Raw genomic sequence first — 23,469 nt, forward strand, 5'->3', positions numbered from 1 at the left:
TCCGGCTGGGATCAGCGCCGGATCGGGTCGGGGACGCTCTTGATCGATGAGGAAAACCATGAAGGTAGGCGCACGGTCCACCACCGGGTGGAAAGCGACGATCTCCGTCGCGATGTCCAATTACATCGAAGCCGGATCGATCATCGCGATCGCGACCAGCCTGACCTTCTGGCAGGACGCCTTCGGCATCAGCAATTTCGCGGTCGGACTGCTGGCGGCGTTGAGCGCCAACGCATTCGGGGCCGCGGTCGGCGCCGGAATCGGCGGCCCGCTGTGTGATCGCTTCGGCCGCAAGGCGATCTACACCTACGACCTGCTCGTCTACCTGGCCGGAGTCCTGCTGGCGGCGTGCGCGGTCAGCTTCCCGATGCTGTTGGCCGCGTTCGTGATCACCGGCCTGGCGGTGGGTGCCGGTGTGCCCGCGTCGTGGACCTACATCGCCGAGCAGGCTCCGATGACCGAACGCGCCCGGCACGTCGGCACCGCCCAATTGGCCTGGTCGATCGGCCCGCTGATCGGGTTCGCCTTGGCCGCGGCGCTCGCGCCACTGGGCTTGACCGGGTCGCGGCTGGTCTTCCTGCACCTGTTCTTCGTCGCGGCGGTGGTGTGGTGGATTCGGCAGGGACTCGCCGAATCCCAGATCTGGAAGGACGAATCGAACACCACGGCAACCACTTCCGTCGGCGGAGCCGGGTTGCGCGGCCTGTTCTCGCGACGGATCAATATCACCGCGCTGCTGGTGCTGATGGGCATCTACGGCTTCTGGAACACCGTCGCCGGACAGGCGGGCATCTTCATGCCGCGGGTGTACGACAGCGCCGGCGTGCACAGCGCGGTCCAGCAGAATCTGTTGCAGGTGCTGGTATGGGGATGCACGGTCGCGGCCACCTACTTCGGGTTCATGGCGTACGCGGACCGCGTCTCACAGCGCCTGCTGTACGTGATCGGCGCCGCCCTGGGCGTGCTGGCCTGGTGCGTGCTGGTCTTCTTCACCGACGCCGGAATGCCGACGCTGTTGGTGTTCGCGGTGCTGTGGGGTGTGTCCAGCGGTATCGGCGCCCAAGCCTTCTACAGCCTGTGGACCAGCGAGTTGTTCGCCACCTCCTATCGCGCCAGCGCCCAGGGCTTCATGTTCCTGGTGGTGCGCTCGGCCACCGGCCTGCTCAGTTACTTCTTCCCGACCATGCTCGCCGCGACCGGCCTCACCGCGGTCGGCCTGCTGCTGGTCGGGCTGTTGACCGTCGCCCTGGCGATCGGCGCGGTGTGCGCGCCGCGCACCCAGGGAAAAACGTTGCAGGAGATCGAGATCGAACGCTACGGCCGTCTCGCCGCACCGGACGCGGTCCCGGTCGTACCCGACAAGCAACTGGGAGTTCACTGATGAGCGAATTCGACACCGTGCTGGACAACCTCAGGATCGAGTTGCCCTCCTGGGCTTTCGGCAACTCCGGCACCAGATTCAAGGTGTTCGGCACGCCCGGCACCCCACGCACCATCGAGGAGAAGATCGCCGACGCGGCCACCGTGCACCGCCTCACCGGGCTGGCACCGACTGTGGCACTGCACATTCCGTGGGACACGGTCGCGGACTACCGGATCCTGCGCGGGTACGCCGAGGACCTCGGGGTCGGGTTGGGCACCGTCAACTCCAACACCTTCCAGGACGAGGACTACAAGTTCGGCAGCCTCACCCATCTGGACAAGAAGGTGCGCCAGAAGGCCATCGACCATCACCTGCGGTGCCTCGAGGTGATGACCGAGACCGGTTCCGCGGATCTGAAGATCTGGCTCGCCGACGGCACGAATTACCCTGGGCAGGGCGACATTCGGGGACGGCAGGACCGGCTCGCCGAGTCGCTGGCGAGCATCTATCAGCACGTCGGCGCGGAGCAGCGGCTGGTGCTGGAGTACAAGTTCTTCGAGCCCGCCACCTACATGACCGACGTCCCGGACTGGGGTACCGCGTTCGCGCACACCAGCGCGCTGGGCGAGCGGGCGATGGTGTGCCTGGACACCGGCCATCACGCACCGGGCACCAATATCGAGTTCATCGTCGCCCAGCTGCTGCGGTTGGGGAAACTCGGCTCGTTCGACTTCAATTCGCGCTTCTACGCCGACGACGACCTCATCGTCGGGGCCGCCGACCCGTTCCAGCTGTTCCGGATCCTGTTCGAGGTCCTGCGCGGGGGCGGGCTCGATGCAGGCTCGGGAGTGGCGTTGATGCTGGACCAGTGCCACAACGTCGAGGCGAAGATCCCCGGCCAGATCCGCTCGGTGCTGAACGTGCAGGAGATGACCGCCCGCGCCGCGCTGGTAGATCTCGATGCCCTCGCCCGGGCACAGGACGCCGGTGACGTCCTGGCCGCCAACGGCGTGTTCATGGATGCCTTCTACACCGACGTGCGCCCGCGGCTCGCGCAGTGGCGGGCCGAGCACGGCCTGCCCGAGGATCCGATGGCGGCGTTCGCCCACTCGGGATACCAGCGGCAGATCGAGACCGCGCGCGCCGACGGCAACCAATCCGGTTGGGGCGCTTGAGGACCCGACACTCCGAACCCGGTCGCTACGTGAAATGAGGAAGCAGCCCATCATGTCCCATCCCACGATCACCGCATTGATCGCCCGGTCGAACCGACTCGGGGCCAACCCCAAGAACACCAATTACGCCGGCGGCAACACCTCCGCCAAGGGGACCGACCTCGACCCGGTCACGGGCATCGAGGTGGACCTGATGTGGGTCAAGGGTTCCGGCGGCGACCTGGGCACGCTGACCGAGCAGGGGCTGGCGGTGCTGCGCCTGGATCGGCTGCGTGCGCTGGCGCAGGTGTATCCGGGCGTAGACCGCGAGGACGAGATGGTCGCCGCCCTGGATTACACCCTGCACGGCCGCGGCGGGGCGGCGCCGTCGATCGACACCGCGATGCACGGTCTCGTCGAGGCCGCGCACGTGGACCATCTGCACCCCGATTCCGGGATCGCGCTGGCCACCGCCGCCGACGGCGCGGAGCTGACCCGCAAGATCTTCGGTGACCGGGTGATCTGGATTCCCTGGCGGCGACCGGGTTTTCAGCTCGGCCTGGACATCGCGGAGATCCGCAGGCAGCACCCGCAGGCGATCGGCACCATTCTGGGCGGGCACGGGATCACCGCGTGGGGCGACACCTCCGACGAGGCCGAGGCGCATTCGCTGGAGATCATCGACACCATCGAGCGGTTCATCCGAAGCAACGGCCGCACAGCACCTTTCGGCACTCCGATACCGGGCTACGGGCCGCTGCCGGAGGCAGAGCGCCGGGCCAGGGCGGCCGCGCTCGCACCGTTCGTCCGTGGTCTGGTCTCCACCGACAAGACACAGGTCGGGCACTTCATCGACAGCGACGCGGTGCTGGAATTCCTGTCCCACAGCGAACATCCGCGGTTGGCGGCCCTGGGCACCAGCTGCCCGGATCACTTTCTGCGCACCAAGGTCAAGCCGCTGGTGCTGGATCTGCCCGCGGACGCCGGCCTCGAACAGATCCGGGCCCGGCTCACCGAGCTGCACGAGTCCTACCGCGCGGACTACGCGGCCTACTACCAGCGCCACGCCACCCCATCCTCCCCCGCGATGCGCGGCGCGGACCCGGCGATCGTGCTGGTTCCGGGCGTCGGCATGTTCAGCTACGGCAAGGACAAGCAGACCGCCCGGGTGGCGGGTGAGTTCTACCTGAACGCGATCAACGTGATGCGCGGCGCGGAAGCCATCTCCCGGTACGCCCCGATCGAGGAGTCGGAGAAGTTCCGGATCGAGTACTGGCTGCTGGAGGAGGCGAAGCTGGCCCGGATGCCCGCGCCCAAGCCGCTGGCCACGCGGATCGCGCTGGTCACCGGCGCGGCCTCGGGTATCGGGAAGGCGGTCGCGCGACGGCTGGCGGCCGAAGGCGCGTGCGTGGTGGTCGCGGACCTGGACGGGGACAAGGCGGTCGCGGTGGCCGCCGAGATCGGTTCCGCCGATGTGGCGATCGGGGTCCGCGCGGACGTGACCGACGAAACGCAGGTGCGGGCGGCGGTCGACGCGTGTGTGCTCGCGTTCGGCGGGATCGACCTCGTGGTCAACAATGCCGGTCTGTCCCTGTCGAAGTCGCTGCTGGACACCACGGTCGAGGACTGGGATCTGCAACACAACGTGATGGCGCGCGGCTCGTTCCTGGTGTCGAAGGCCGCGGCGAAGGCGCTGATCGCCCAACGCCTCGGCGGGGACATCCTCTACATCTCGTCGAAGAACTCGGTCGTGGCCGGTCCGAACAACGTCGCCTACTCCGCGACGAAAGCCGATCAGGCACACCAGGTTCGGCTGCTCGCGGCCGAACTCGGCGAGCACGGCATCAAGGTCAACGGCATCAACCCCGACGGAGTCGTGCGCGGATCGGGGATCTTCGCCGGCGGCTGGGGCGCGCAACGCGCCGCCGTCTACGGCGTCGACGAGGCCGACCTCGGGCAGTTCTACGCCCAGCGCACGCTGCTCAAGCGCGAGGTGCTGCCCGAGCACATCGCCAACGCGGCGTTCGCGTTGTGCAGCAACGACTTCTCCCACACCACCGGCCTGCACGTACCGGTGGATGCGGGCGTGGCCGCGGCCTTCCTGCGATGAGCACCGGGCAGGTCGCGGCGGTGGACCTCGGGGGCACCAGCGGGCGCGTCATGCTCGGCACCGTCGGACCTGGGCGGCTCGAGCTCCGGCAGGTCGCGCGGTTCGCCAACGAACCGGTCCAGATCTGGAACGGGCGCAGCGCGGGTCTGCATTGGGATATCGCGGGTTTGTACGCGCAGGTGTGCACCGGACTCGCCGAAGCCGCGCGCCAAGCCCCTGCGCTGTTGGGTGTCGGAATAGATTCCTGGGCAGTGGACTACGGGTTGCTGCGCGGCGGACGACTCCTGGGACTTCCGCATCACTACCGCGACACTCGTACCAGCGCCGGTGTCGACGCGGTACACGCGGCGATCGAGCCGTCGGAACTGCATGCGCGCAACGGTTTACAGTTCCTGCCGTTCACCACCCTCTACCAACTGGCGGCCGACCGACTCGGCGGCGACCTCGACATCGCCGAGCATGCCCTGCTGATCCCGGACCTGATCGGCTATTGGCTCACCGGCACTCTCGCCGCCGAACGCACCAACGCCTCCACTACCGGCCTCCTCGCGCCGAACGGCAACTGGGACACCGAACTACACACCCGCCTCGGACTCCGCCCGAACCTGTTCCCCGACCTGGTCGACCCGGGAACACCCCTGGGATCCGTATTGCCAACCGTGGCAGCACCATTGAGCCTGAGTCCCTCGACACAGATCACCGCGGTCGCCTCGCACGACACAGCATCCGCCGTCGTAGCCGTGCCGATGAACCCGGAATCGGCGGCCTACATCTCCTGCGGCACCTGGGGACTCGTCGGCGTCGAGCTGGCCGACCCGGTGATCAACGCGGCGAGCTGGGCGGCGAACTTCACCAACGAGACCGGTGCCGAGGGGCGAATCCGGTTCCTGCACAACGTGATGGGCCTGTGGCTGCTGAACGAATCGGTCCGCCGGTGGCAGCGCGACGACGCCGACGTCGACCTGACCCGACTGCTCGAACAGGCCGCCACCCGCCCGGCCCCCGTCGCGATCTTCGACGTCGACGACCCTCGATTCCTGACTCCCGGGGACATCCCCGCCCGCATCGTGAACTGGTACACCGAACACGACCTTCCGGCCCCCAGCACCCGCGTGGACCTGGTGCGCGCCATCGTGGAAAGCCTCGCCGCGGCCTTCGCCTCCGCCGTGCACACCGCCGCGACGCTGTCGGGAACCGAGGTGCGCACCGTGCACCTGGTCGGCGGCGGTGCACAGAACCGGCTGCTGTGCCAGCTTACCGCCGACCGCACCGGGCTGCCGGTGATCGCCGGTCCGGTGGAGGCGACCGCGATAGGCAACATACTGATTCAAGCGCGAACGCACGGGCTGCTGACCGGCGACCTGGCGGAGTTGCGGACCGCGGTGGCCGCCGCCTTCGCCCCGCGCCGCTACACCCCGCGCCGCGACACCTCGACCAGGAAGGCAGGCTGATGAAACGGCAATTCCCCAAACCCCGCGACCTCGCGCCGCTGCTGCGGTTCAAGCAGCCACAACTCGACGCCAGGCAGCGCCGCCTTGACCGCGCGCTGACCATCGAGGACCTGCGGACGATCGCCGAACGCCGCACTCCCCGAGCCGCATTCGACTACACCGACGGCGCGGCCGAGGCCGAACTGTCGCTCGCCCGCGCGCGACAGGCGTTCCGCGACATCGAATTCCAGCCCGCGATCCTGCGCGATGTGTCCAAGGTCAGCACCGACCGGCAGGTGCTCGGCGGACCGGTGTCGCTGCCGTTCGGCATCGCACCGACCGGCTTCACCCGGATGATGCAGACCGAAGGCGAATACGCCGGCGCCCGCGCGGCCGCCCGCGCCGGGATCCCGTTCTGCCTGTCCACCATGGGCACCGCGTCCATCGAGGACGTTGCGGCCGCGAACCCGCACGGCCGCAACTGGTTTCAGCTCTACATGTGGAAGGATCGCGACCGGTCGATGGCGCTGGTGGAGCGCGCCGCCGCGGCGGGGTACGACACGCTGCTGGTCACTGTGGACGTGCCGGTCGCCGGTGCGCGCCTGCGGGACAAGCGCAACGGCATGACGATCCCACCGGCCCTGACCCCGGCGACCGTGCTGAACGCGCTCCCCCGCCCGCGCTGGTGGTTCGACTTCCTCACCACCGAGCCCCTGGCGTTCGCCTCGCTGGACCGCTGGTCGGGCACGGTCGCCGAGTTGCTGGACAGCATGTTCGACCCGACGGTGACCTTCGCCGATCTCGCCTGGATCCGCGACCAGTGGCCGGGCAAGCTGGTCGTCAAGGGCGTGCAGACGCTCGCCGACGCGCGTGCGGTGGTCGAGGTCGGGGCGGACGGCATCGTGCTGTCCAATCATGGTGGGCGGCAACTGGATCGAGCGCCGGTTCCGTTCCATCTGTTGCCGTCGGTCGCCGCCGAACTGGGCCGCGATACCGAGATCATGCTCGACACCGGCATCATGTCCGGTGCGGACGTCGTCGCCTCGATCGCCCTCGGCGCCCGCTTCACCCTCGTCGGTCGCGCTTACCTGTACGGGCTGATGGCCGGCGGCGAGGCCGGTGTGGACCGCGCGATCACGATCCTGTCCGAACAGATCGAACGCACTATGCGCTTGCTCGGCGTCGGCAGTCTGGACGAGCTGACCCCGCGACACGTCACCCAGCTGGTCAGACTTGCTCCCCGGCCGGTCCCCGGACAAGATCGGAGCTGAGTCCCCACGCACATCTCGTGCCCGGGCCGCGAAGCACACGAGGAGGCCTGGTCGCCGGTGGTGAGCATGAAGGAGGTCGCCGCGACCGCAGGGGTCTCGGTCGGCACCGTCTCCAACGTCCTCAACGCGCCGGAGAAGGTCGCCCCGGCCACCGTCGAACGCGTGCACACCGCGATCGAGCAGTTGGGTTTCGTGCGCAACGACGCCGCCCGCCAGTTGCGCGCCGGGCGCTCACGCTGCGTCGGACTGGTCGTCCTGGACATCGGCAACCCGTTCTTCTCCGACATCGCCCGCGCGGCCGAACAGCGTGCCGCGGACAACAACCTGGTCGTGCTGCTGGGCTCCACCGACGACGATCACGAGCGTGAGCGCCTCTACCTCGAAACCTTCGACGAGCAACGCGTTTTCGGCTTGCTGATCTCCCCCTCCGGCGACGACCTGGACCGGCTGCGCGCCCTGCACAGCCGGGGCGTGCCGGTGGTCCTGGTCGATCGCGACGGACACGGCACCCCGTTCTCCTCGGTCGCCGTCGACGACAAGGCGGGCGGGCGGCTGGCGGTGGAGCACCTGTGCGGCACCGGACGTCGCCGCATCGCCTTCGTCGGCGGGCCGCTCTCGTTGCATCAGGTCGCCGACCGACTGACCGGAGCGCGCGCGGCCGTTCAGGACTGTCCAGGCGCGACTCTGGCCGTGATCGACACGGCCGCGCCGACAGTTCTGGCCGGCCGCAAAGCCGGGGAGCAGATCGCCGCCCCCGGCGACCGCCCGGAGGCGATCTTCTGCGCCAACGACCTCCTGGCCATCGGCGTCCTGCAAGCACTGACCATGCACGGCGTGCGCGTCCCCGAGGACATCGCACTGATCGGCTACGACGACATCGACTTCGCCGAATCGACCATCGTCCCGCTCTCCTCGATCCGCCAACCCAGCGCCCTCATCGGCTCCTCGGCCATAGACCTGCTGACCGCCGCCGCCGAAGGCGCCCCCACCGAACACATCTCCTTCCAGCCCACCCTGGTCCCCCGAGCCTCGACCGACTCCGCCTAGAGCCTGCTTATCCCTGGGCCGCGATCGCGGTGCCCAGCCAGCGGCGCAGGTAGGCGCGGAGTTCGTCGTCGGTGCGTGGCGGGTTACCCGGGGAGACGAAGAAGGAGTGCATGGTTCGGAGCACGTATTCGACCAGTTCGCCGAGGGCCGGTTCGTCGTAACCGTGGCGTTCCCAGTCGACGTCGAAGCGATGGATCATCGTCATGCCGAAGGCTTTGGCCTGCGCCGAGGTGAGGCTGTCGGGGTCGACGTTCGAGTACGAGCTGGACAGCAGGATGCCCAGGTGCGGGGTGCGGCGCACCTCGGTGAGGGTGTAGACCACCCCCTCGATCATCGCCTCGGCCGGATCGGCGAGACCCGCCACGTGCGCGGTCAAGCGATCGAGGAATCCGTCGACCGAGGCGATCGCGGCCGCCGCCATCAGCGACTCGGAACTCGGAAAGTAGCGGTAGACGGTCTGGCGGATGACGCCCAGCGCGTCCGCGACGTCGGCGATGCTGATCGCCTTGCCGGTCTGCCCGATCAACTCGACCGCGGCGGCGACGATGCGCCGATGCGCCTCCTCGTCGTCCCTCGGCGGACTCCCGCCCCACCCGCGTCTGCGCGCCACCGACCGGACGATACCAGTGCCATGACGGTGTCCGGGCGACCTCACGAAAGCAATCATACACATTGACGCGCATGTGTATGGTGACCTTCAATGTGCTTCTCCCGCACAGCACATGGACGACCACTCACCGACGCGAGGTAACCCCACCGTGACCAATTTGCAGCCCCGAAAGATGGATTTCGGCTTCGAGGACGCCGATGTCCCGTTCCTGTGGAACCCGCAGAACCCGGCGTGGTCGAGCATGTCCAACGCGGTGTCGTTCCTGGCGGTCGGCTTCGAGAAAATGATCGTGAAGCTGATCATGCAGCTCAAGCCGGTGCTCACCGATCCGGAGGTGGCGCAGGAGGCGGTCGCGTTCATGCGCCAGGAGGGGCACCATTCGACCGCGCATCGCCAGCACGTCAAGGCGCTGATCAAACAGTATCCGGGACTACAGAACACGCTCGACGCCGTGATCGGCGAGTTCGATCTGCTCACCGAGGCGACCTCGCGCGAGTACCGCCTCGCCTACACCGCGGATCTGGAGGCCACCTTCACGCCGGTGTTCAAGTTGATGCTCGACAACGAGGCGACGCTGTTCCGGCCGGGTGACGACCGGGTCGCGTCCCTGTTCATCTGGCATTCGTCGAGGAGGTCGAGCACCGGAGTTCCGCGCTCATCATCTTCAATTCCGTTGTCGGGAACGAGCTTTACCGGATGCGCATGGCGCCGTCGATCTTCGCGCATGTGATGAAGGTGATCCGGATCGCGTGCACCGGGTTCAATCTGCATGTCCCGCTTGCCGATCGGCAGGTCGACTCGCTGTCCATGTTCGCCACCCACCGGGCCAAGCAGCGAGTGCTGCGAGCCGTCGCGCCGTATCTGAGCAAGGGTCCGATGCCGCGCGCGTTCGATGGGCTCTCGCGTCGCGAGCAGCTCGATGCGCTGGCCGGCGTCGTCCGCAGCCAGCTGCCCAAACATGATCCGACGCACGAGAAGTTGCCCGAGCTGGCGGGCCGGTGGTTCGAGCGGTACGCCGCGGGTTACGACTGCACGCGCTGGTACACCGCGGATCAGAGCGTGGCGGCGAACCGATGAGCGAATTGTGCACGCCGACCTTCGCCGATCTCGCGGCGCGACTGGGCTTTTCGTGTGGCGAAGCTGGCGGGCTCGTCGAGTTCCGTAATCCGGCCGCGCTGGAGAACTGGACGCTGCCGGTCCTCGAGGTGACCATCGTGCTCGGCTCGGTGCTCGCCCTGATCTACGCGATTGTGCGGCTGCGCAGGCACGGTGACCCGACCAACCTGGTGCTGTGGTTCGGCGCGACCGCCTATCTGTTCGTGATCGAACCGCCGCTGTACTTTCCGTCCGCGTTCGGGATCGCCGAGCAGGTCGATACGATGTTCGCGCACAACGTATTCACCGTGGACTTCCTGTGGGGCAGACTCCCGCTCTACATCGTCGCGATCTATCCGCTGATGGCGACGATGGCCTACGAACTCGTGCGCATGCTCGGCATTTTCCAGCGGCAAGGCCTCCTGCTCGGCGCGGCGTGCGTCGGCTTCGTGCACCACGCGTTCTACGAGATCTTCGATCAGATCGGGCCGCAACTGCGCTGGTGGGAGTGGTCGGTGGACAATCCGATCAATCAGCCGATGTTCGATTCCGTGCCGCTGCCCAGCGTCGTCGTCTTCGCCGCGTTGTGGCCGATGTCGCTGGCGCTGTGCGTGCGGTACTTCGTCGGGCGGCACGTCGAGGCGGGAACGAAATTCACTGGGCTGCAACTGGTGTGGCGCACGATAGTGATCGGGCTACTCGCCTCGGTCGGCACCTTCGTGCTGCCGCTGCCGGCCACGATTTTCGGCATGGGTAGCGATTCCGTTCGCGGATTCCTCTACGCGGCAGAGCTTTTCGCGCTCTCGGTGGTCGCCGCAGTGGTGTTGTACCGCCAGTTGCGCGCCAAGACCACCGACGGATACCGCAACCCGCTGGTCCAGTGGTACGCGGTGGTCTACCTGGCCGTCATGGCCGTGCTCTGGGTCACCGCGCTACCCGACTACTTCAACGCCACCGATGGCCACACGCCCAACGGCGACCCCGTCGGCAACCTCTGGTACACCATCGCCTGCTTCGTCATCGCGATCGCCACCGTGCTCGCCGCCTTCCTCGTGCCGCGCGGAAAGTCGCACGACAACGAAACATCCGGCGCTCTATTGTGGACCGATGGCAGCGGTCAGACAGATCCAGGTAACGTTCGATTGCGCGGAACCTGAGCGCGTCGCTCAGTTCTGGTGCGCGGTATTGGGGTACGAGCAGCAAGGTTCGTCAGCTGTCGACCCCTCCGGCGTCGGCCCGCGGCTCTACTTCCAGCCCGTTCCCGAAGACAAGGTCGTCAAGAATCGGGTGCACCTCGACGTGCGGGTCGGCACCGGGCTCGTAGGCGAAGAGCGCGTAGCCGCCCTAGAAGCCGAATGCGCCCGACTGGCCCCTCTCGGCGCCGTACGCGTACAACTACTGCGCGCCGACGAAGTCAACGAGTCGTGCCTGGTCATGCAGGACATCGAAGGCAACGAGTTCTGCCTCGACTGAGCGGTCTAGGAGTAACAGCCTTCCGGCCCGAGCGGAGTCTCGCCCAGCGCGGCGGCCACTTTGGTGTACGTCTTGTATCGCCGCTCCGCCTTGGTGCTGTCGCCGGAGCATTCGAGCGCGCCGTTGATCGCCTTCGTGGTGAAACCGAATCCCTCCCCGTAGCCCGCGGCGATGGCGACACGCGCGCGCCAGTACCAGAACGACACCGCCCAAGCCGTGTACTCGTCCTCGGCGACCACCTCGGGCGTGCGATACAGACGGTCGTCACCGAAGATGTCCTGCGACGCCGCCCGGTAGTTGTCCGCCCAGGCGAGTTGGATATAGCCGCGGCCGTAGAAGACCTTGCCGTTGTCGTCCGGGCCGGCGTATGCGGTCGCCACTGCCGCCGGGTCGTTCGCGGCCAGATACTCTTCCTTGCTCCTGAGACCGTCTGATTCCCACAGGATCTGGGCCAGGAACTGGGCAAGATCCTTCCGGCTCGAGACGTCCCCGGCGGGGGCTGCGGCGCACATGCCCTGGTACTGAGAAGTCGTCGGGGTCGGATAACCGGCGCTGGTCACGGCCGCCACGAACTCTTCTTCGGAGATCAGAGTGCCCTCAGCTGTCATCAACCAATCATGACCTGCGCCAAGCGATCTCGTTACCAACTTCGACCGATTGCCAGGCTGCCGTTGCGGCCGGCGGCGGACTCCGATTGCGCCGATGCGGTTCCAAATCGGTTCCGCGACTCAGCGGGCGGCGGGGGCCTGGTTTTGGATTCCGGCGACCGGAATCTGCGGCGGTTTGCAGTCTGCGGTCGGCGACTCGGCGGACAGCGATTGCAGGAGGCAGCCCACATTGATCAGCGCACCGAGCGACGAGCTGCCCGTATCCGCTTGGGCGGCCGGGGCGGCGAGGAAAAGCGAGGCGGCGCAGAGCAATCCGCCGGCCATGAGTTTACGAGTGATCATGCTGGGCTAATCGCGGCACGAGATCCGAGCGTTGCGTGCTCAGGTGCCCGCAATTCATTGGACAGAGCTATTCATGGCGCGAACCGAAACACACCAACCGGCCGAACGGTTCGACTGGAGTTTCCGGGGTAGATCGTGGACAGGCCGGCACCACAACGGCCCCGAGCTGAGGAGTTCTCGTTGCCCGAGCCTGCGGCGGTCCTGTTCGACATCGACGGCACCCTCGTCGACTCCAACTACCTGCATGCCCGAGCTTGGCATCGGGCATTTCGCGAGGCAGGGGCCATCGTGCCGAGCTGGCGTATCCACCGCGCGATCGGCATGGACGGCGACACCCTGATCGAGACCCTCGCCGGTGACCTCGACGATGCCGCCGCCGAGCGGGCCGACGACCTGCATTCCCGCTTCTACCTGGACAGCGCCGACGAGCTGACCTTGCTGCCGGGCGCCCAGGAGGCGCTGGCCGCCCTGCACGACCGTGGCCTGCGCGTCGTGCTCGCGACGTCCGCGCCGCCGGACGAGTTGTCCGTCCTGCGCAAACTGCTCGACAGCGAATCCGTGCTCTACGCGGTGACCGGTGGCGAAGACGTCGACACCGCCAAACCCGATCCAACCATCGTGCAGATCGCGCTGGATCGAGCCGGCGTCCCACCGGAGCGAGCGGTCTTCGTCGGCGACACGGTGTGGGACGTCCGCGCCTGCGCCGCCGTCGGCGTGCCGACCGTCGGGGTGCTCAGCGGCGGAATCTCGCGGGCCGAACTCGAAGACGAGGGTGCTGCCTTCGTCTGCGATGACGTCGCCCACCTGTTGCGCGAGCTCGAGCAGAGCCCGATCGCGCCCCTACTCCGAGACCGGTAGCTTTCCGTCGTCATCGGCGATATCCACCTCGCCGAACAGCGGAAGCTGTTGCGAGGCGAGGCTTTGCCTCCCGGTTCTGCGCAAGCATCGCGCGCAGGTGACGGCTTCGCGGGTCGGTTCCAGCGCCGCGGGTGACCAGCCGGCCACACCGGTGTGACACAGCAGTTCCGGTACTTCTTCGTCGCCGACCCATTGCCCGAGGCTGACCGCGTGCACGGTGCGCCCTGATCGAACGACGGCGTGGACGCCTGGATCGCCGAAGGTGGCCCGTGAGGACGCGGCAAGTGGAGCTATGTCGGTCATACGTCCAACCATATGGTCGAGCACCGACATCGGCGGTTAGGCACGGTGGTGTCGAGCGCCATGTTCGGCCCGGGCATGGTCCGGACCAGCCGCCACACCGGCAGGTGCCTGCGGTGTAGCGAACACTGCGAGATTCATTGTTCGGAGAGGCCGCCATTAGACAGCGCGCACGCCTGCCGAATCGCGATATCGTTATTCATAGAACCTTTGTTACGTCGCATGCCACGACATGTCGCAATCCTGGCCATCACCCAAGTGCATTCTTAGCCGTCAATGGCCCACAGACCAAGTTACGAATATTTCCTCGTAACAAGCGCGACCCGTATGCGATGTTTCAGGCAACACCAATTCAGGAGGTTCGAAATGTTCTCAGCGAAGCGAATTGCCGCCGGCGCCGTCGTGGCCACCGCAGCGGCATCCGCAGTGCTCGCAGGCGGTGGCGTGGCCCAGGCCGACGTCCCGGTGCCGGAAGCCAACTGTCACGTCTACAACGTCTTCAACACCGGCGGAATGGTCAATTGCGAGCTGCCCACCTGGCATCAAGCGAAACTCACCTGCGTCGCCTGGCCCGTCCCCTTCACCTACTGGAAATACGGCCCGATCCAATACGGCCAGAATCAATCCTGGGCCAGCTGCGACTCCCTGGGCGCGATGGTCCGCATCGAGGTTATCCAAGCGTAGATCGTCCCCGATAATCCGTCGGAAGGCTCGTTCCGGTGGGACTGCTCCTGGCCGGCTGAAGCTCCCGTAGGGACGTTCCCGACCGTGGATTCATGATCTGGCGATGACCGATCGATGACGAACGAACCGGACCGCTACGGCGGAAACGCCGTAGCATCCGCGCGGTGCGGAAATTGATCGTCGCGGTGGCATTGCTGGTCACCATTTCGTCGTGTGCGTCGCCGAACCCGGAGGCGACCTCGCCGGTCGAGCGGATCGCGTATCCGAAATCCCTTTCGGCGCAAGACCAGGCGACGATCGCCTATCGAGATACCCTGCGCCCGCTGGATCCGTGCGCCTACCTCGACAATGCCGCGCTCCACCGGATCGGGACACCCGCCTACGTCGGCGCGCTCTTCGACTTCAACAATTGCGTAGCATCTTTCAAGTCACCTGATGGTGATCTCCTCGGATCGATCCACGTCAGCACGTTCCGCGGCATCGGCACCCCGCTCGACGAAATCGCCTACTCACCGAACCCACCCCAAGCCAGGTGCGGAGCGAACGTGCCCGTCTCCGACCGGCTGAGCATCATGGTGATCGCCGACGGCAAGATCGAGTGCACGGTGGTGCAGGACATCGCTCGATCAGCCGTTCCACACCGATCCGAGCGCGCACTACGGACGGCCTCCGCACGCGCACACATCAACTCCCGCCTCGCCACCCTCGATCCGTGTGCCGTGCTCGGCCGGGTCGGTCAGGGCCGTCACCCGGCGCTGGCATCGATCGACCAACCTCCGCTGGAATCGTCCTATCAGAACACCGTGAATCCGTGGGCTTGCACCTTCCGGCTGGACAGCGGCGACGACTCGACGTTGCAGACCATCCGATACCAATTCACCAATCGCAGCTTCACCGCTCGAGTGGGCAGCGCCGAGCAGGAAAGCACAGTCGGCGGTCTATCGGCCCTCGAAAGCCCCGGGTCCAATGCCTTGCGCGCCCCGAACTCCTGCACGCTCGACGTCTCGACCACTTCCCAACCGGCCGAACCCGGCCCCGATCGCTACAACCCGATGAGCGACGCGTGGAGCACCGAGGTCATCTCGATCGAGGCCGCCAACGGTTGCGCCGCGGCGCGCACCACCGCCGAAGAACTCGTCCGGCTCTACCACCAACTCCCCCGCTGACGAACCGCACGAACCAATGCCGACTCAGGGACGGCCGGCGCCGAGATTCGCCGATTCCCCGAGTGTGGCGCTGCGACTACGCCATTCGTCCTCCAGCATCGCGTAGATCACGGTGTCGCTCCACTCGTTCTTGAACCACATATCCTCCAGATGCACTGCCTCACGGCGCATCCCGAGCCGGCTCAGCACGCGGGCGGACGCATCATTGCGCGCATCGATGCGCGCAATGATCCGATGCAGCGAAAGCTGTTCGAACCCCAGCCGCAACAGCGCACGCGCCGCCTCGGTGGCGTACCCGCGCCCCGCGACGGACGGCGAGAACACGTAACCTATTTCACCGCTACGACTTTCGGCATCCCGCCAGAACAACACCACATCGCCGAGCAACCGCCCGGTCGCCTTGTCCTCGACGCTCAGGTTGAGCCCCTGATCCACCTCGGTCAGCTCGGTTCGCGCCCACACCCCGGCGAGCCGCTCGGCGACCTGGTCGCGCGACATGGGCTCATAGGGCAGATAGCGGCACACATCCGGTTGTGATTTGTACGCGTACATGTCATCCAGGTCCGCGGCGGTCGCGGTGCGCAGGATTAGTCGCTCGGTCTCGATCGGTAGGTCAGGGCGTAGCACAGCTTCCGACTGTAGCGGCCGACTGCGCCGCTGCCGAAGGCTTTTCGACCAGGCACTCCGCCGCTTCGGATACCGGCGAATCAAGTGGGGAGGACACGGCGTCGCATAGTCGACGTCGCCAGTTGCTGAACAATTCGCGCCTGCGGATCGTAGTGACAGATACGGGTGGCGCTTCCGATCATCCGAAAAACTACGGATTCGAGGTCGTGTCATGCATCTGCTGTCTTCCGAAGCGAACGCCGGTCCCGCCCCGGGCAGTCCCGGTGCGATTGTGCTCGGCCTGTTCCGCATTCTCGTCGGACTCTCGTTCACCATTCACGGCATGTCCGGCCTGTTCGCCTGGCCGGTCGCGCCGCACAGCGGTCATGTCGCCGAGTTCGCCAGCTGGCCGAGCTGGTGGGCGTCGGCGATTCAGCTGGTCGCGGGCGGTTTGGTCACCCTCGGCCTCGGCACCAGGATCGCCGCGCTGCTCTGCTCGGGCTCGATGGCTTACGCGTTCCTGTTCGTGCATTTGAAGACCGGCATCCTGCCGATCCAGAATGGCGGCGAAGCCGCGGTGATGTTCTGCTGGGCGTTCTTCCTCATCGCCATTCTCGGCCCCGGCGCATTCGCGGCCGGCGCGCTGATTCCGCGCCCCAGCCGCGCACAACGACGCACGACTCCGGCAGACGTGGCGCCCACCCGCGGCTAGCGGATCAGGCCTTGCGCATCTCCTCGGCAATCGCCTCGGCGAACCCATCGATATCGTCCTCGGTGGTGTCGAACGCACACATCCAGCGGACTTCGCCGGTGTGCGGATCCCACAGGTAGAACCGATAACGCTGCTGCAATCGCTCGGTCACCTCCAGCGGCAGAATCGCGAAAACCGCGTTCGCCTGCACGGGACGCACCACCCGCACACCGTCGATTCCGCGCACCGCCGCTTCGAGCCGCGTCGCCATCGCGTTGGCGTGCGCGGCACTGCGCAACCACAGGTCCCCGCCGAGCAGCGCCTCGAACTGCACCGAGACGAACCGCATCTTCGAGGCCAGCTGCATCGACATCTTACGCAGATAGACCAGGTCCGTCACCGCCTCGGGATTCAGCACGACAACGCATTCGCCAAGCAGCAGACCATTTTTGGTGCCACCGAACGACAGCACATCCACCCCCACCTCGGTGGTGATCTCGCGCATCGGCACACCGAGCGAGGCGGCCGCGTTGGCCAGCCGGGAGCCGTCGACATGCACGAGCATGCCGCGCTCGTGCGCGTGGTCGCAGATCGCGCGCACTTCCTCGGCGGTGTACAGCGTGCCGAGTTCGGTGCTCTGCGTGATCGACACGGCCAGCGGCTGCGCGCGATGCTCATCGCCCCACCCGTAGGCCTGCCGATCGATCAACTCCGGGGTCAATTTGCCGTCCGGAGTAGGGACGGTGAGAATCTTTATCCCGGCCAGCTTCTCCGGCGCACCGCACTCGTCCATGGTGATGTGCGCCGACTCGGCCGCGATCACCGCACCCCACCGGGGCAGCAGCGCTTGCAGCGAAACGACATTCGCGCCGGTGCCGTTGAATACCGGATACGCGGTGGCCCGCTCGCCGAAATGCCGCGCGAACACCTGTTGCAGGTGCGCGGTGTACTCGTCGCCGCCGTAGGCGATCTGGTGCCCGCCGTTGGCCAGCGCGAGCGCCGCCAGCACCTCCGGGTGCACCCCGGCATGGTTGTCGCTGGCGAACCCGCGCACCGCGGGATCGTGCCTGCGAACGGCATCGGTCATCGAAGTTTCGAGCACAGATCAGCTTCTCATCCAGTTCGGATTGTTCAAACACGGATACCGCGAAGTCCACGCGTCATTCCGTAGGTCTACGATTGTCGCTTCTACACATTCGAGCATCTACGAAGGGGAAACTCCATGGCACGCAAGGTCGTTGTGACACTGGTCGACGACTACGACGGCAAGTCTCAGGCCGAAGAAACAGTGCACTTCACCTTGGATGGCGTAGCCTACGAGATGGATCTGTCGGCACTGAACGCCAAGCAACTCCGCGGCATTTTCGCGGAGTGGACCGCGACGGCCCGCAAGGTCGGACGCGCACCGCGGGGTACGAGCACGCGCTCGCAGCCGGCGGCCGGGCGGGAGCAGACCGGTGTCATCCGTGAATGGGCACGCCAGAAGGGTATTGATGTGTCGAGCCGCGGGCGGATTTCGGCCGAGGTCGTGGACGCCTACAAGAAGGCGAGCATGTAGGTCCACCCGAAACGCCGAGTCGGGCTCGGCCGCGCAGACCTGGTGCTGCCCTGCCGAGCCCGCGGCTTTCTCATCCGAGCCGGCCGTTCATCGATCGGGTGATTCGCCGAATTCGTTCGCGCGCAAGCAATTCGGTCATTTCGGTGAGCGAGTCGGCGAGCAGCGGGTGCAGTTCGGCGCGAGCCTGCGCGACGGCCGCCTGGATTACATTCGGGGACACCGTCGGGAATTCTCCGCCGAGCCGCTGGGCGGTCACCCGACTGGCGGTCATCGACTTCACCCACTGCCACACCAGATCCGGTTCCAGTTTGCCCGACCCACCACCGACGCTGGGCGCGGCAGATATCGGCCCGTATTCCGTACGTTTGCGCGACGAGCGCAAATCGGTCTTATCGCTACTCATCGGTATGCACAACTCCAGAGACGGCACCAATACGCAGCGAGCCGCGCTTCGGGACCCGATGAAAGTAGTTGAACCATACACCGAAATACGTACCGGGAAGCCTGTTGTCGGTCGAACAACCGACACTCACAGCCGACCGCCCAGTACTCATCCGATGCCCGCGTCTCGTGCGCGCACGATCGCGTTGGCGCGATCGGCGACACCCAGTTTGGTAAAGATGCGGGACAGATAGTTACTGATCGTTTTCGGCGCCAAGTGAAGTTCGGCGGCGATAGCCGCATTCGATAACCCGGCGGCGACATGGGTGAGTACATCGAATTCCCTGGTCGTCAGATCCGGAAACGGACGGGCATGCCGAGCGGGGTCGGCCAGCATGGCGGCGAGCCTGCTGCCGATGTGTGGACTCAATACGACCCACCCCGCCGACACCGCGCAGATCGCGCGCAGGAGGTCGTCGCGGTCGGCCGCATCGCGCAGGCAGCCGCCCGCGCCGGCCCGGATCGCGGCGAACACCGACTCGTCGTCCTCGCCGACGCTGAACACCAATACCGCGACCCCCGGCGCGGACCGCGCCAATTCGCCGAGGACCGCATCGCTTTCGGGATGCCGCCACTGCCCGAGGATCAGCACATCCGGCCGGCTCAGCACCGCCTCGCGCAACGCACCGTCCGCGGTGGTCTCCGCGACGACCTCGATCCAGTCGACCGAACCGAGCAGCGACCGCAAACCCGCCCGGACCACCGCGTGGTCGTCGGCGAGCACCACGGTCAACGGCCGCGTTCCGGTCAACGTCGCACCGATGCCGTCGATGACCGAAAGCTCCGGCCCGAACGTTCGCCGCTGGGGAGCGGCCTTCGACAGCACAGTGATCAACCCCCTGGCCCAGTCCTGGATATCAGCCCGGTTCCCCGCGCTGTCCGCTCGAGACTGCTCTGACCTGGGCCGGATGGGAAGATGTCGGACCGCTGACCGAACCCGCGCGCCCGCGCCCTTCCCAGCGATCCGGGAAAGATTCCCGGCACACCCGGGTCCGTGCTCCCTGTCCGACGGCCGCCGACCGGCCCATGCTGGCTGCTCGGTACCCGATGAAAGGTGAGAACAATGTCGGTCGCAGTAGAGCTGATGGATCCCTATCTCTTCGAGCGCGTGGAGCTGGCGGAGGACGAGGGCGCCACCGAGAACCGCATCATGGGCGTGCTCCCCTGCTGCAGCTGCGGTGGCTGCTGCATGTGCTATGCCTGATTTCGACCTCGGCCGCCTGCCTGCCCTCGGGGTAGGTCTCGGATATCGCCGGGAACTGGACGCCGCGATCATGGCGAACCAGGAACCGATCGACTGCCTGGAGATCATCACCGAGAACTTTCTCGATACGCCGGTGGGCGGCCCCCTCGAACAGCTCCGCGACCAGTTCGCGTTGGTACCGCACGGAATCGAGATGTCGATCGGCACCGAGGGACCGCTCGACACCACCTATCTCGATGATCTCGCCCAGCTGGTGGCGCGGGTCGACGCACCGTGGTGCAGCGACCATCTCTCGTTCACCCGGGCCGGCGGCGTCTCGATCGGTCAGTTGACGCCGCTGATGCGCACGCGGGAGCTGGCCGACGACATCGCAGCCAAGGCCAGGCAGGTGCAGGAGCACGTCGGCACACCGTTCCTGCTGGAGAACATCACCTATCACCTCGATTTCCCGGCCGAGTTGTCCGAGGCCGGGTTCATCACCCACGTGGTCGAAAAGGCCGGCTGCGGACTGCTGCTCGACCTCACGAACGTCTTCGTCAACGCGACCAACCACGGGTACGACCCGATCGAGTTCCTGAACTCGATCCCGCTCGAACGGGTGGTGCAGATGCACCTGGCCGGCGGTTACTGGTCGGAAGGCACACTGCTGGACTCGCATTCGGCTCCGGTGCCCGCGGAGGTGTGGGAGCTGCTGGAGTTCGTGTCCGACCGGACGCCGGCCTTGCGCTGCGTCATCCTCGAACGCGACCAAGAGTTTCCGGACGACTTCGACGAACTCACCGCGGACCTGCGCCGGGCCAGGGAGACGATCGGGGCGGCGGTGCGCCGATGACCGGCAGCGGTTTCCAGCGGGCGCTGGCGGAGCTGCTCACCGCCGACGACGCCCGAATCCTGTTGGACGAGCGGCCGGCCGAACTGGCCGCTCGATTCGGGCTCACCCCGGCCGAGCTGGCGCTGCTGGTCGCCGCCGATCGTCAGCAGCTCGACCTCAACGTGCGGTCGGTGACCAACAAGCGGCTGGACATGCTCGCCCGCTGCCTGCCCGCCACCCTGTCCGCGGCCCCGCATCAGCACGAGCTGCTCGGTGACTTCATCCGGCGCTATCCGCCGGTGCACGTCGAGGGTCAGCAGAACCACAAGCGCGTATTGGCCGAGGGGACCAGGTTTCTCGACTACCTGGTGACCAGCGGGCGGCAGCACATGGCCGACCTGGCCAGGTACGAGGTGCTGCGTTTGGAGTTGTTGTACGACCCGGCAGCCACGCTCGCGGCCGAGCACGCGACGAACGATGGCTCGCACCTCGGCGCGCACGTGCGGCTCGCCGAATTCGACACCGATGTGGTTGCCCAGCACAACGACTGGATGCGCACCGGCGAACTCCCCCGTGACGTCACGGCGACGCCGATTCGCATCGCGTTGGTCAAGGTGGCCGGACGCTCCGCCCTGGCCTGTTATCGCCTGGGCGAGCAGGCTTATCGCGTCCTGCGGTCCGGCGCACCGTATCCGCCCGCGGCCGAGCCGGTGGTGCGGTTCGCGCGGCAGGAACGGCTGCTCGACGGAAACCGGGTGGGCTGATGCGCATTTGCGCGGTGATGAAGTACCCGCCGATCCAGGGCGGGGTGAGCGCGCACTGCTACTGGATGGCGCGGTCGCTGGCCGAACGCGGGCACCAGGTGGACGTGGTGACCAATGCCGACGAGGTCGAGGACGACTATCGAATCCAGCTCGACGACAGCGACTTCCAGCGACTCGAGGCGACGTTTCCCAATGGCGGTGCGGTTCGGGTGATCTCGACCGGCCGGTGGGAGCGTGCACGGGCGTACATCCCTGCCGCCAATCCGTTCGCGACCAAGCTCGCCGCGCTGGCCACCGAGGAAATCCGGCTGCACGGCGCGGATCTCGTGTTCTCGGCCTACTTGGAGCCCTATGGGTTGAGCGCCCATCTGGCCGCGTCCTGGACCGGTATTCCGCACGTTGTCCAGCACGCGGGCAGCGATCGGACGCGACTGCTCGATCACCCGGAGTTGGGCCAGGCCTACCGGGAAGTCCTGCGGCGCGCGGATCTTGTTGTCGGCGACCGGAATCTGACCGGTTTGGGGATTCCACTCCATCGAATCGCGCCCATCCCAAAGGCTTCACTGCCACCGGAGTTCACGCCCGATGGCCCGGTCGCCGATCTGTCGGCGCTCGTCGCGCGGCTGAGCGACTCCCCGTGGGTGCGCAATACCGCACCCCTCGATCCCCAGGTAGCCACGATCGGCGTCTACGGCAAGCTCGGTGTCACCAAGGGCTCGTACGACCTGATCCAGGCGCTCTCCCGATTGCGCCGGCGCGGCATGCGATTCAACTTCGTGGTGATGTCGGGCGGCACCGAGCGCCGGCGCTTCCTCACCGCGGTAGCCGAACTCGGCCTCACCGACGTGACGTGGACGCTCCCCTTCCTGCCGCATTGGCGCGTTCCCGAGATACTGCGGGCCTGCACGGCGGTGTGCGGCTTGGAACGGGATTTCCCGGTCGAGGTACACCGTCCCGGACTGCCGATGGAACTGCTCAGCAGTGGAACCTGCGCGGTGCTGTCCGCGGAAGTGGTTCGCACCCAGCCTTATTGGCCGGAGCTGCGCGACAACGCCCAGGTCGTCGAAGACCCTCGCGATATCGACGGGCTGGCCACGGTGCTCGCGGAAGTGATCGCGGACCCGGTAGCCGCAGTCGAATTCGGACGACAGAGCGCCGAACGGATTCCATTGGCGGACAACGACGAACTCGGCGCAGCATACGAAACGATGTTCGACGCCGTCATCAACGGCAGACCACTACAACCGACCGCCGACGCGGTACTTCCGTTGCTGCGCAAGAACATGCCGCAGACCTTGGCGATCCTCAACGGCCGAGTAGAGAAACTCCTACACCGGCACGCTCCCGCGAGCGTGCAGGACTTCGCGGCGCTACTTGCCGAATCCGTCGACAAGGACACAGCCCTCGACCTCCCACTGGACACCGTCCGCGAAATCATCCGCTTCGAGCAACACCGCCTGTGGCTGGCGGTCGACGCGGACCACGACGCAGTCCACCCGGCCTTCGCCCGCTCAGCGAGCGCACGACGCAACCCCGATTTCGGCCGATTGTGTCCGACCCGCAGCTCGTTGCTCCGAATAGACGAATTCACGCTCGCCATGGATTCCCTGACAACCCGCGGCAAGTACGTCCACGGCGAACCCTGGCTGTGCGCGTTCCACAAACGCCCGAGCCTCAAAGGCCGGATCTTCCGCCTGACCCCCGCGACCCGTGACCTGCTCGACCTCTGCGACGGCACCCGAACGGTCGACGAACTCGCCGGCCTCGCCGCCCGAGCCCACGGCGCGGCACCGACCGCCGCCCGGGAACGGTTACGGCAATTCGCCATCGATCACGTCGTGCAGCTGCGCTGATTCCCGCTCGGACTTACGCTGAACAAGGTC

General features: G+C 66.7%; 25 protein-coding genes and 1 pseudogene. 18 read left to right on the forward strand and 8 right to left on the reverse strand.

Going from position 1 to position 23,469, the window contains the following annotated elements:
• Window positions 1–58: 58 nt before the first annotated feature.
• From AB0M22_RS31780 to AB0M22_RS31805, 6 genes are all read left to right on the forward strand, one after another.
• Window positions 59–1,381: an MFS transporter gene (locus tag AB0M22_RS31780; protein ID WP_364734755.1), complete on the forward strand. Its 1,323-nt coding sequence runs from the start codon at window positions 59–61 to the stop codon at window positions 1,379–1,381.
• Window positions 1,381–2,538 (forward strand): L-rhamnose isomerase, encoded by a 1,158-nt coding sequence (gene rhaI, locus AB0M22_RS31785; RefSeq protein WP_364734757.1) that lies wholly within the window; start codon window positions 1,381–1,383, stop codon window positions 2,536–2,538. Before AB0M22_RS31780 ends, rhaI begins: the two co-directional genes overlap by 1 nt.
• Window positions 2,539–2,590: 52 nt before the next feature.
• A complete protein-coding gene (locus AB0M22_RS31790) occupies window positions 2,591–4,627 on the forward strand; it encodes a bifunctional aldolase/short-chain dehydrogenase (RefSeq protein WP_364734759.1) in 2,037 nt (678 codons plus the stop codon).
• A complete protein-coding gene (locus AB0M22_RS31795; protein ID WP_364734761.1) occupies window positions 4,624–6,078 on the forward strand; it encodes a rhamnulokinase family protein in 1,455 nt (484 codons plus the stop codon). The genes AB0M22_RS31790 and AB0M22_RS31795 overlap by 4 nt, the downstream gene beginning before the upstream one ends.
• Window positions 6,078–7,328: an alpha-hydroxy acid oxidase gene (locus AB0M22_RS31800; RefSeq protein WP_364734763.1), complete on the forward strand. Its 1,251-nt coding sequence runs from the start codon at window positions 6,078–6,080 to the stop codon at window positions 7,326–7,328. Before AB0M22_RS31795 ends, AB0M22_RS31800 begins: the two co-directional genes overlap by 1 nt.
• Before the next feature lie 66 nt (window positions 7,329–7,394).
• On the forward strand, window positions 7,395–8,375 hold the full coding sequence (locus AB0M22_RS31805; protein ID WP_364734765.1) for a LacI family DNA-binding transcriptional regulator: 981 nt from the start codon (window positions 7,395–7,397) through the stop codon (window positions 8,373–8,375).
• 7 nt (window positions 8,376–8,382) lie between these two features.
• On the opposite strand, the gene AB0M22_RS31810 is transcribed toward AB0M22_RS31805, so the two are convergent.
• Entirely contained in the window at window positions 8,383–8,985 is a 603-nt protein-coding gene (locus AB0M22_RS31810) for a TetR/AcrR family transcriptional regulator (RefSeq protein ID WP_364734767.1), read from the reverse strand.
• A 148-nt stretch (window positions 8,986–9,133) separates the two neighbouring features.
• On the opposite strand from AB0M22_RS31810, the pseudogene AB0M22_RS31815 reads away from it, so the two are divergent.
• From AB0M22_RS31815 to AB0M22_RS31825, 3 genes and pseudogenes are all read left to right on the forward strand, one after another.
• Window positions 9,134–10,062, forward strand: a pseudogene (locus tag AB0M22_RS31815) (metal-dependent hydrolase).
• Window positions 10,059–11,237 carry a hypothetical protein gene (locus AB0M22_RS31820; protein ID WP_364734769.1) on the forward strand — a complete coding sequence of 393 codons (1,179 nt, stop codon included), beginning with the start codon at window positions 10,059–10,061 and terminating at the stop codon, window positions 11,235–11,237. The pseudogene AB0M22_RS31815 and the gene AB0M22_RS31820 overlap by 4 nt, the downstream one beginning before the upstream one ends.
• Window positions 11,188–11,553, forward strand: coding sequence for a VOC family protein (locus AB0M22_RS31825; RefSeq protein ID WP_364734771.1), 366 nt, complete (start codon window positions 11,188–11,190; stop codon window positions 11,551–11,553). Before AB0M22_RS31820 ends, AB0M22_RS31825 begins: the two co-directional genes overlap by 50 nt.
• Window positions 11,554–11,558: 5 nt before the next feature.
• Here the strand turns inward: AB0M22_RS31825 and AB0M22_RS31830 are convergent, their stop codons facing one another.
• Together AB0M22_RS31830 and AB0M22_RS31835 are read right to left on the reverse strand one after the other, a co-directional pair.
• Window positions 11,559–12,161 (reverse strand): chitinase, encoded by a 603-nt coding sequence (locus AB0M22_RS31830; protein ID WP_364734773.1) that lies wholly within the window; start codon window positions 12,159–12,161, stop codon window positions 11,559–11,561.
• A 120-nt stretch (window positions 12,162–12,281) separates the two neighbouring features.
• On the reverse strand, window positions 12,282–12,503 hold the full coding sequence (locus AB0M22_RS31835; protein WP_364734775.1) for a hypothetical protein: 222 nt from the start codon (window positions 12,501–12,503) through the stop codon (window positions 12,282–12,284).
• A gap of 180 nt (window positions 12,504–12,683) precedes the next feature.
• On the opposite strand from AB0M22_RS31835, the gene AB0M22_RS31840 reads away from it, so the two are divergent.
• Window positions 12,684–13,361 carry an HAD family hydrolase gene (locus tag AB0M22_RS31840; protein ID WP_364734777.1) on the forward strand — a complete coding sequence of 226 codons (678 nt, stop codon included), beginning with the start codon at window positions 12,684–12,686 and terminating at the stop codon, window positions 13,359–13,361.
• Here AB0M22_RS31840 and AB0M22_RS31845 read toward each other — a convergent pair.
• The gene (locus AB0M22_RS31845; protein WP_364734779.1) at window positions 13,344–13,664 is read right to left on the reverse strand and encodes a hypothetical protein; all 321 of its coding nucleotides are present in this window, start codon (window positions 13,662–13,664) and stop codon (window positions 13,344–13,346) included. The genes AB0M22_RS31840 and AB0M22_RS31845 overlap by 18 nt on opposite strands.
• Before the next feature lie 363 nt (window positions 13,665–14,027).
• Here AB0M22_RS31845 and AB0M22_RS31850 point away from each other — a divergent pair, with 363 nt between their 5' ends.
• A complete protein-coding gene (locus AB0M22_RS31850; RefSeq protein ID WP_150407361.1) occupies window positions 14,028–14,345 on the forward strand; it encodes a hypothetical protein in 318 nt (105 codons plus the stop codon).
• A 164-nt stretch (window positions 14,346–14,509) separates the two neighbouring features.
• Window positions 14,510–15,511 carry a hypothetical protein gene (locus AB0M22_RS31855; RefSeq protein WP_364734782.1) on the forward strand — a complete coding sequence of 334 codons (1,002 nt, stop codon included), beginning with the start codon at window positions 14,510–14,512 and terminating at the stop codon, window positions 15,509–15,511.
• Window positions 15,512–15,535: 24 nt separating this feature from the next.
• Here the strand turns inward: AB0M22_RS31855 and AB0M22_RS31860 are convergent, their stop codons facing one another.
• Entirely contained in the window at window positions 15,536–16,138 is a 603-nt protein-coding gene (locus AB0M22_RS31860) for a GNAT family N-acetyltransferase (RefSeq protein WP_364734784.1), read from the reverse strand.
• Between the two features lie 211 nt (window positions 16,139–16,349).
• Between AB0M22_RS31860 and AB0M22_RS31865 the strand changes: the two genes are divergently transcribed.
• Window positions 16,350–16,829: a DoxX family protein gene (locus AB0M22_RS31865; RefSeq protein WP_364734786.1), complete on the forward strand. Its 480-nt coding sequence runs from the start codon at window positions 16,350–16,352 to the stop codon at window positions 16,827–16,829.
• Between the two features lie 4 nt (window positions 16,830–16,833).
• Here AB0M22_RS31865 and AB0M22_RS31870 read toward each other — a convergent pair whose 3' ends face one another.
• Window positions 16,834–17,895, reverse strand: coding sequence for a low specificity L-threonine aldolase (locus tag AB0M22_RS31870; RefSeq protein ID WP_364734788.1), 1,062 nt, complete (start codon window positions 17,893–17,895; stop codon window positions 16,834–16,836).
• Window positions 17,896–18,030: 135 nt separating this feature from the next.
• On the opposite strand from AB0M22_RS31870, the gene AB0M22_RS31875 reads away from it, so the two are divergent.
• Complete coding sequence (locus tag AB0M22_RS31875; protein WP_150407356.1) at window positions 18,031–18,366, forward strand: Lsr2 family protein; 336 nt, start codon at window positions 18,031–18,033, stop codon at window positions 18,364–18,366.
• A 70-nt stretch (window positions 18,367–18,436) separates the two neighbouring features.
• On the opposite strand, the gene AB0M22_RS31880 is transcribed toward AB0M22_RS31875, so the two are convergent.
• Both AB0M22_RS31880 and AB0M22_RS31885 read right to left on the reverse strand, forming a co-directional pair.
• On the reverse strand, window positions 18,437–18,769 hold the full coding sequence (locus tag AB0M22_RS31880) for a hypothetical protein (protein ID WP_364734791.1): 333 nt from the start codon (window positions 18,767–18,769) through the stop codon (window positions 18,437–18,439).
• Window positions 18,770–18,916: 147 nt separating this feature from the next.
• Window positions 18,917–19,633 (reverse strand): response regulator transcription factor, encoded by a 717-nt coding sequence (locus AB0M22_RS31885; protein WP_364734793.1) that lies wholly within the window; start codon window positions 19,631–19,633, stop codon window positions 18,917–18,919.
• A 237-nt stretch (window positions 19,634–19,870) separates the two neighbouring features.
• On the opposite strand from AB0M22_RS31885, the gene AB0M22_RS31890 reads away from it, so the two are divergent.
• The 4 genes from AB0M22_RS31890 to AB0M22_RS31905 are packed head-to-tail and all read left to right on the forward strand — an operon-like array spanning window position 19,871 to window position 23,439.
• Complete coding sequence (locus AB0M22_RS31890; protein WP_191094371.1) at window positions 19,871–20,011, forward strand: hypothetical protein; 141 nt, start codon at window positions 19,871–19,873, stop codon at window positions 20,009–20,011.
• The gene (locus AB0M22_RS31895; RefSeq protein WP_364734795.1) at window positions 20,004–20,843 is read left to right on the forward strand and encodes a DUF692 domain-containing protein; all 840 of its coding nucleotides are present in this window, start codon (window positions 20,004–20,006) and stop codon (window positions 20,841–20,843) included. The genes AB0M22_RS31890 and AB0M22_RS31895 overlap by 8 nt, the downstream gene beginning before the upstream one ends.
• Window positions 20,840–21,586, forward strand: a complete 747-nt coding sequence (locus AB0M22_RS31900) for a hypothetical protein (RefSeq protein ID WP_364734797.1) — start codon at window positions 20,840–20,842, stop codon at window positions 21,584–21,586. Before AB0M22_RS31895 ends, AB0M22_RS31900 begins: the two co-directional genes overlap by 4 nt.
• Window positions 21,586–23,439, forward strand: a complete 1,854-nt coding sequence (locus AB0M22_RS31905) for a glycosyltransferase (protein WP_364734799.1) — start codon at window positions 21,586–21,588, stop codon at window positions 23,437–23,439. The genes AB0M22_RS31900 and AB0M22_RS31905 overlap by 1 nt, the downstream gene beginning before the upstream one ends.
• Window positions 23,440–23,469: the final 30 nt, after the last annotated feature.

The organism is Nocardia sp. NPDC051756 (assembly GCF_040681495.1).
Taxonomy (GTDB): domain Bacteria; phylum Actinomycetota; class Actinomycetes; order Mycobacteriales; family Mycobacteriaceae; genus Nocardia.

Excerpts from the sequence above, each read along its gene's own strand:
- AB0M22_RS31805 (WP_364734765.1), top strand. The coding sequence starts at position 7,395 with ATGAAGGAGGTCGCCGCGACCGCAGGGGTCTCGGTCGGCACCGTCTCC.
- AB0M22_RS31875 (WP_150407356.1), top strand. The coding sequence starts at position 18,031 with ATGGCACGCAAGGTCGTTGTGACACTGGTCGACGACTACGACGGCAAG.
- AB0M22_RS31850 (WP_150407361.1), top strand. The coding sequence starts at position 14,028 with ATGTTCTCAGCGAAGCGAATTGCCGCCGGCGCCGTCGTGGCCACCGCA.
- AB0M22_RS31880 (WP_364734791.1), bottom strand. The coding sequence starts at position 18,769 with ATGAGTAGCGATAAGACCGATTTGCGCTCGTCGCGCAAACGTACGGAA.
- AB0M22_RS31800 (WP_364734763.1), top strand. The coding sequence starts at position 6,078 with ATGAAACGGCAATTCCCCAAACCCCGCGACCTCGCGCCGCTGCTGCGG.
- AB0M22_RS31905 (WP_364734799.1), top strand. The coding sequence starts at position 21,586 with ATGCGCATTTGCGCGGTGATGAAGTACCCGCCGATCCAGGGCGGGGTG.
- AB0M22_RS31780 (WP_364734755.1), top strand. The coding sequence starts at position 59 with ATGAAGGTAGGCGCACGGTCCACCACCGGGTGGAAAGCGACGATCTCC.
- AB0M22_RS31865 (WP_364734786.1), top strand. The coding sequence starts at position 16,350 with ATGCATCTGCTGTCTTCCGAAGCGAACGCCGGTCCCGCCCCGGGCAGT.
- AB0M22_RS31835 (WP_364734775.1), bottom strand. The coding sequence starts at position 12,503 with ATGATCACTCGTAAACTCATGGCCGGCGGATTGCTCTGCGCCGCCTCG.
- AB0M22_RS31900 (WP_364734797.1), top strand. The coding sequence starts at position 20,840 with ATGACCGGCAGCGGTTTCCAGCGGGCGCTGGCGGAGCTGCTCACCGCC.
- AB0M22_RS31790 (WP_364734759.1), top strand. The coding sequence starts at position 2,591 with ATGTCCCATCCCACGATCACCGCATTGATCGCCCGGTCGAACCGACTC.
- AB0M22_RS31890 (WP_191094371.1), top strand. The coding sequence starts at position 19,871 with ATGTCGGTCGCAGTAGAGCTGATGGATCCCTATCTCTTCGAGCGCGTG.
- AB0M22_RS31870 (WP_364734788.1), bottom strand. The coding sequence starts at position 17,895 with ATGACCGATGCCGTTCGCAGGCACGATCCCGCGGTGCGCGGGTTCGCC.
- AB0M22_RS31820 (WP_364734769.1), top strand. The coding sequence starts at position 10,059 with ATGAGCGAATTGTGCACGCCGACCTTCGCCGATCTCGCGGCGCGACTG.
- rhaI (WP_364734757.1), top strand. The coding sequence starts at position 1,381 with ATGAGCGAATTCGACACCGTGCTGGACAACCTCAGGATCGAGTTGCCC.
- AB0M22_RS31795 (WP_364734761.1), top strand. The coding sequence starts at position 4,624 with ATGAGCACCGGGCAGGTCGCGGCGGTGGACCTCGGGGGCACCAGCGGG.
- AB0M22_RS31895 (WP_364734795.1), top strand. The coding sequence starts at position 20,004 with ATGCCTGATTTCGACCTCGGCCGCCTGCCTGCCCTCGGGGTAGGTCTC.
- AB0M22_RS31825 (WP_364734771.1), top strand. The coding sequence starts at position 11,188 with ATGGCAGCGGTCAGACAGATCCAGGTAACGTTCGATTGCGCGGAACCT.
- AB0M22_RS31830 (WP_364734773.1), bottom strand. The coding sequence starts at position 12,161 with ATGACAGCTGAGGGCACTCTGATCTCCGAAGAAGAGTTCGTGGCGGCC.
- AB0M22_RS31845 (WP_364734779.1), bottom strand. The coding sequence starts at position 13,664 with ATGACCGACATAGCTCCACTTGCCGCGTCCTCACGGGCCACCTTCGGC.